Annotated in this window: 6 protein-coding genes; 3 read left to right on the top strand and 3 right to left on the bottom strand. The window is 56.4% G+C overall.

Annotation, left to right across the window (positions count from 1 at the left end; all coding sequences use genetic code 11):
- Positions 1–3 precede the first annotated feature (3 nt).
- The gene (locus BK658_RS19925; protein ID WP_123583768.1) at positions 4–1,164 is read left to right on the top strand and encodes an IS30 family transposase; all 1,161 of its coding nucleotides are present in this window, start codon (positions 4–6) and stop codon (positions 1,162–1,164) included.
- A gap of 40 nt (positions 1,165–1,204) precedes the next feature.
- Here BK658_RS19925 and BK658_RS19930 read toward each other — a convergent pair whose 3' ends face one another.
- Positions 1,205–2,161 (bottom strand): threonine dehydratase, encoded by a 957-nt coding sequence (locus tag BK658_RS19930; protein WP_123583769.1) that lies wholly within the window; start codon positions 2,159–2,161, stop codon positions 1,205–1,207.
- A gap of 96 nt (positions 2,162–2,257) precedes the next feature.
- On the opposite strand from BK658_RS19930, the gene BK658_RS19935 reads away from it, so the two are divergent.
- The gene (locus BK658_RS19935; RefSeq protein ID WP_123583770.1) at positions 2,258–3,064 is read left to right on the top strand and encodes a helix-turn-helix transcriptional regulator; all 807 of its coding nucleotides are present in this window, start codon (positions 2,258–2,260) and stop codon (positions 3,062–3,064) included.
- A 129-nt stretch (positions 3,065–3,193) separates the two neighbouring features.
- Here the strand turns inward: BK658_RS19935 and BK658_RS19940 are convergent, their stop codons facing one another.
- Complete coding sequence (locus BK658_RS19940; protein WP_123583771.1) at positions 3,194–3,808, bottom strand: FMN-dependent NADH-azoreductase; 615 nt, start codon at positions 3,806–3,808, stop codon at positions 3,194–3,196.
- A 139-nt stretch (positions 3,809–3,947) separates the two neighbouring features.
- Here BK658_RS19940 and BK658_RS19945 point away from each other — a divergent pair, with 139 nt between their 5' ends.
- Positions 3,948–4,847: a LysR family transcriptional regulator gene (locus BK658_RS19945; RefSeq protein WP_123583772.1), complete on the top strand. Its 900-nt coding sequence runs from the start codon at positions 3,948–3,950 to the stop codon at positions 4,845–4,847.
- A gap of 128 nt (positions 4,848–4,975) precedes the next feature.
- On the opposite strand, the gene blaOXA is transcribed toward BK658_RS19945, so the two are convergent.
- Complete coding sequence (gene blaOXA / locus BK658_RS19950) at positions 4,976–5,797, bottom strand: class D beta-lactamase (protein ID WP_259740112.1); 822 nt, start codon at positions 5,795–5,797, stop codon at positions 4,976–4,978.
- Positions 5,798–6,000 lie beyond the last annotated feature (203 nt).

The following is a 6,000-nucleotide window of genomic DNA, read 5'->3' on the forward strand; positions in this document are numbered from 1 at the left end:
CAGATGAAGCAGAGACCTCGGATCTATTACACCGAAAGCCAGAAAAAACTGATGTGGGATCATTGGCAGAAAGGCGACTCTCTCCAGCATATCGCCCAACTATTTGATCGAAACCATTCATCGATACAGCGCATCTTGGCGGAAACAGGCGGTATCAGACCCGCTGTACGCCGCAGGTCCAGATTGGCGCTGACGTTGGCTGAGCGCGAAGAGATTTCGCGTGCAGTGGTGGCAGGTAACTCGATCCGTTCCATGGCCGCGCTGCTAGGGCGAGCAGCCTCTACGATCAGTCGTGAGATCAGACGCAACGGTGGCCAAGGATGCTACCGGGCTAATAGAGCTGATCAGGCTGCCTGGGATCGCGCGCATCGACCTAAGGTTTGCAAACTTGTTGAGAACCGAACGGTGGCGCAAATTGTTGCAGACAAGCTTCAATTGCAGTGGTCACCGGAACAAATTGCCGGTTGGTTGAAGCGTACCTACCCGGACGATACGAGCTATCAGGTGTCACACGAGACGATCTATCGCACGCTCTTCATACAGGCTCGCGGGGCTCTGAAGAAGGAGTTGCTTGAGCATTTACGGCGCACGCGGGCCATGCGTCGCTCGCGCCATCACACGCAGAAGAAAGAAAATCACGGTCGAATCACTGACGCGGTGTCGATCCGCGAACGCCCGGCCGCGGCTAAGGATCGGGCGGTGCCAGGTCACTGGGAAGGCGACCTGCTGTGCGGTAGCAGGAACAGCCAAATTGCCACTCTTGTTGAGCGTCATACCCGCTACGTAATGCTGGTGAAATTGGACGGTAAGGATAGTGAGACGGTCATCAGCGCCCTGACCGAAAACGCCCGCAACTTACCCCAAGAACTCTACAAATCGCTGACGTGGGATCGCGGCAAAGAGATGGCTGACCATAAGCGCTTTACGGTGGCTACCGACATCAAGGTCTACTTCTGCGATCCTCATCGTCCTTGGCAACGGGGATCGAATGAGAACACCAACGGGTTGTTAAGGCAGTATTTCCCGAAAGGAACTGACCTTGCGGGTCACTCGCAAGCCACGCTCAATGAAGTCGCAAGGCAGCTAAATAGCCGCCCTCGGAAAACACTAGACTACGAAACACCCGCTGAACGATTTAGCCAATCTGTTGCGTCGACCGGTTGAATCCACAGCCAAAAGCGGTCATCTACCCCATCGACTTACTTCACGCAATCACTCTCGCGTACACCGATCGGTCCACATTCCCACCGGACAGAATCACCCCCACCCTTCTTCCAGCCATTGCTTCACGCTCCTGAATCAGCGCCGCAAGGGCCGCCGCACCCGCCCCTTCAGCAAGATTGTGGGTATCGGTGTAATACACGCACATGGCCTCGGCAATCTGCGCCTCACTGACCGATACGATTCGCTGCGCACCTTGCGCGTAGATGGCAAAGGCTTCTGGAATTGGCTTACGCACGGCAAGACCGTCAGCAAAGGTATTCGCCGAGGCGGTTTCGCATAGTGCTCCTGCGTCAAACGACAACTTTGCGGCCTCGGCATTAGTGGAAACCACACCCACCACCCGGGTGTTCAGGCCAAGTGCGTCGCGGGCGGCGATCACCCCACAAATCCCCGAGCCACAGCCAATCGGCACGTAGACCGTATCCAGATCCGGCGCAGCCTTGAACAGCTCCAGCGCATAAGTGGCCACGCCTTTGACCAACTCGGCATGGAACGGCGGCACCAGATAGAGGCTATGCGCTTGCGCCAGGCGCGCGGCCTCTTCACGGGCTTCATCGAAATCGCGGCCACACTCGACCACTTCACCGCCAAAGGCGCGCATGGCATTGTTCTTTTCTACCGAGTTACCCTCCGGCACTACAATCAGCGCCCTCAACCCCAGAGCACTGGCTGCCAGCGCCAGGCTCTGGCCATGGTTGCCGCGGGTGGCGGTGACAATACCCTTGATGCCCGGGTGCTCGCGCTTTAGCCAGTGCATGAAGGTAATGCCGCCACGCACCTTGAAAGCACCTGTAGGTGTGTGGTTTTCGTGCTTGACCCAAACAGTGCAACCCAAGCGCTCGGCCAACAAGGGCCAAGGGTATTGAGCGGTAGCGGGCATGACCTGGTACACGTGGTGAGCAGCGTGTTCGATATCGTCGCGAGTCAGTCTGAGCATGAGTCGTCTCCCTGAGGTTTTGCCCAGTCTAGACACGAGCGCATCATGCAGGCTTTCAAAAAACTGACCTGACTTTTGTGCCCCCGCTTCACTACTATGGCATTCATGAGCCATCGAAGCCGCCTTCAGCCAACGCCCCGCCCCGAACCGGTCCGTCGAGTCGAGGCAGGGCCATGGGCGATTGAATTATTACCCGGCGCCGCCTACGCGACCCGTTATGTAGCGCCCCAGGCAGCGATTGGCTTTGCCTTCGACAGCCAGCGAGGCCTTCACGCCATTGGCAGCGACCGAGTGCTGCCCTTCGATGCCATGCCCAACGGTCTGGCGTTCGTCCCCGCCGGCTGTGACGTGCTGTCCGAGTCACCCATGGGCGGTGAATACCTGCGGGTAATGCGCACCGACGGTAATGCGTTGGTCGGGGAAAGTGCATTCAACAATCGCATTGATCAGCAGGCCATTACCCTCGCCCTGCGAATGCGCAGCGCGTTGTTGCAAGCCTCAGTGGAGGACGATTGGGAGACTTGGGCACTCGCATTGGCTGAACGAGCGACGGGCGATCAAACATTCTCGGCGCCACCCCAAGGCTCTATCACCGGCAGCCGGATGCGTCTGCTCGATGAGTTCATTGACGCTGGCCTCGACGGGCCGCTGGGCATACCGGCAATGGCGGGCTTACTTGGATTGTCCGAAGGGTATTTCATGCGGGCGTTCAAGAACGCGACGGGCAAGAGCCCGCACAGTTACCTGATCGACCGACGCCTTGCCAAGGCCCGCGCGCTGATACGCGATTCGACAGCAAGCCTGGCAGAGATCGCCCACACCTGCGGTTTTAACTCCCAGGCGCACATGGCAACCACGTTCAGGCAACGCCTTGGATTAAGTCCGGTACAGTTGCGTGGATAATTGAGGTCGTTAGTGCAGGTGTTCGGCCAATAGCGCAAACCAGCCAATCACCTTCTGCGCAGCATTGATCAGTGTCTCGATCTAAGCGACCTGCGCAATTACCTCGGCGATTTCTACAGCCCGATCGGGCTAAACCAGCGACTTTTGAATTTGATGATCAAATGTATCCAGAAAATCGTGCATGCTGATGTCTCCGAGATCTACAGCTTTAGCGCCGCCGGCCGCGATAAAGGTGACATCAGTGATACCCAGGACGCTCAGGATCAGTTTCAAATAGTGGGTCGCAATGTCACGGTCTCTAATCGGGGAGTCATTGGTGTATACACCTCCCGAGGCGAGCAGCACCGTTGCCTTTTTACCGGTCACCAGCCCTTTACCATCAAAGCCCAGGGTCAGGCCTTTACGTACCACGTGATCCACCCACGCCTTGAGCGCCGCAGGGACGTTGTAATTGTAGACCGGCGTTGAAATAACCAGGTGATCGGTTTCCAGCAACTCGGCCGCAAGCTCATCGGATAGCTGCAACACGGCTTTCATTTCAGGCGAATGTTGGGTTTGCGGGGTGAAGTAAGCCTGCAACCAAGGGGCCGTCACGAACGTCAGCGAAGTGTCCGTTAGATCCCGTATTTTGACGGCGCCCCTAGGGTGCTCAGCTTCCCACGCGGCCACAAATCGGCGAGTGAGCTGCCGGGAGATTGAAGCATCTCCACGTGGGCTGGTTTCAATGGTGAGAAGCCTGGACATGAAAGTAACTCCTGCGCGGTGAGGCGGCGGTATGTTTTGCGTTGTCGCTCTAGGCGATGTGCGACACACTCTACCCAATACGATCTATACGCAGGAGTGATGTAAATATGATTGAGTCCATCTGTTTAAGTGATGGGTCATGATCGGAAATCTCAGCCTGGATCAGTTGCGAATCCTTGTAACCATTGCTGATACAGGCAGTTTCTCGGCAACAGGACGTCAACTGCGGCGTGCTCAATCTGCCATTAGCCAGTCGATTGCCACACTTGAGTCAGTTCAAGGTGTAAGGCTGTTTGATCGGAGCAGCCATCGTCCAACGCTCACTGAGGTCGGTAGAGTGCTGGTGGTTCAAGCGCGCGCAGTGCTGGCAAGCGCTGCCCAGTTTGAAGCAATGGCCTCAAGTACGGCAGCAGGGGTTGAGCCGGAGTTGGCGCTCGCCATAGACCCTTTAGTCCCTAGCGCACCGCTCATCGAAAGCCTGCGCGCTATCCGTGAGGCTTTTCCGCATCTGGCAGTGAGTTTTTCTACAGAAGGCTTAGGCGGCGCAGAGCGCCGCTTGCGCAATGGCGATGCGGCGCTGGCGCTTTGCACATTGATTCCGACAGTGCCCGACGATGTCGTCGCACTGCCGCTGCTCAGCGTCGACTTGAAGCCAGTAATAGCCAGCGGGCATCCCCTGGCTATGTTAGGCCGTCGGGCAACAAGTGCAGACCTCAAGCCTTACGTGCAACTGGTACTTTCCGATCCGGTTTCCCCCGACGGTCCTAGCTATGGGGTGATGGGCAGTCACCAGTGGCGGTTTGTAGATTTGGCACGGCGGATGGATTTTTTGCTCGCCGGGTTCGGTTGGTGCCGAATGCCAGAGCATCTGATTGCGGATCATCTGGCTTCAGGACGCCTCCTGCCGCTTGAGTTAGCCGCCGAACTTCAGCGCACACCAGACACACTGACGATCTACGCAGCACACATGCAAAATCGCTCTTTAGGGAAAGCAGGCCGATGGCTTCTGAATGACCTGACCCATCGTCTGTGCAGGTGATGATACGAAGACGACTCACGTCAGCGGTTTGGTTATCCCATTGGCCAAAGGGCTGATGCGGTTAATCGAACCGGTTGTGCAATGAAAAATAAATCTGAGAATCATCTGGCCGGCCTCCCCGCCACGTTTCAGTCATCTCTTTTCATTAGCGAGTTCGCTAGCTGAGGCCATTGCTCCATCAATACATCGCGCACTCGTAGTCCCGCGGGTACGGATTGCGCATGATCGTCTTGAGCTAGACGGGCGAAAACCAGCGAATGCTCATCCTTTGTCGCCCAGCCGACAAACCAGCCGTATCCGTGGGCTTCATCGCTGCTCCCATCCTCCATTCGAGGGAAGGCCGTGCCTGTTTTGCCGTGGACATTCCAACCGTCGGGCCGTTGGGCAATTTGCGAAATCCGACTCGTCATATCAAAGGCATGTGGGCTCACTGGCAATTGGCGATTCACCAGTCTCTTCAAAAAAGTGATTTGTTCGTGAGGGGAAATCTTCAAAGAGGAACTGATCCAGGCACGATCAAGGCCATTGTTTTTTCCAGGATCACCGGACAGGTCGGTATTCCCGTAATCGAATGCTTCGGCATATCGCTTGACCGTTGCCTCTCCAAGCGCATGAGTAACGCGTTGAGAGAACCACACCACAGAATACTGAAACCATCGAACTGCATCTGTAGGCTCCAGCCAGGCAGCGCCTCCCCAATCAGGATCACCGGGATGGTATGGCAAGGTCGGGAAATGTTCGTCTCGCAAAAAAGCCGCGTCGAAGCCCATCAGGCTTATCGCGATCTTGAATGTTGAGGCAGGAGTCACGCGACGGTAGCAATCACCCTCTTGCTGCAAAACGTCACCGCTTTTGGCATCTGCCACGATGGTGCAGATAGTCCCGGCCTGTGCTGCTGAAATGCTGAATCCCAGAATCCATAAACCCAATGCAACACTGCGCATGAACATGCGTTCTATTCCTTTAGTAGGCGGCCCCATAAGCCCCTCTCAAAAGCCTTGAGCGACCGTAGGGCAAAACTGTTGCCTGCCCGCTGGTGCGGATGCAACTCATCAGTCCGAGCGAATTCTACCGGCAGGCACTGTATCAATGTCAGCTTCGGGTCCAGGCTGTGTGAAAACGCGCTGAATACGTCGAAAACTGAGAGTCGCGA

Source organism: Pseudomonas brassicacearum (assembly GCF_003732175.1).
Classification (GTDB): Bacteria; Pseudomonadota; Gammaproteobacteria; order Pseudomonadales; family Pseudomonadaceae; genus Aquipseudomonas; species Aquipseudomonas brassicacearum_G.

Excerpts from the sequence above, each read along its gene's own strand:
- BK658_RS19945 (WP_123583772.1), top strand. The coding sequence starts at position 3,948 with ATGATCGGAAATCTCAGCCTGGATCAGTTGCGAATCCTTGTAACCATT.
- BK658_RS19925 (WP_123583768.1), top strand. The coding sequence starts at position 4 with ATGAAGCAGAGACCTCGGATCTATTACACCGAAAGCCAGAAAAAACTG.
- BK658_RS19935 (WP_123583770.1), top strand. The coding sequence starts at position 2,258 with ATGGCATTCATGAGCCATCGAAGCCGCCTTCAGCCAACGCCCCGCCCC.
- BK658_RS19940 (WP_123583771.1), bottom strand. The coding sequence starts at position 3,808 with ATGTCCAGGCTTCTCACCATTGAAACCAGCCCACGTGGAGATGCTTCA.
- blaOXA (WP_259740112.1), bottom strand. The coding sequence starts at position 5,797 with ATGTTCATGCGCAGTGTTGCATTGGGTTTATGGATTCTGGGATTCAGC.
- BK658_RS19930 (WP_123583769.1), bottom strand. The coding sequence starts at position 2,161 with ATGCTCAGACTGACTCGCGACGATATCGAACACGCTGCTCACCACGTG.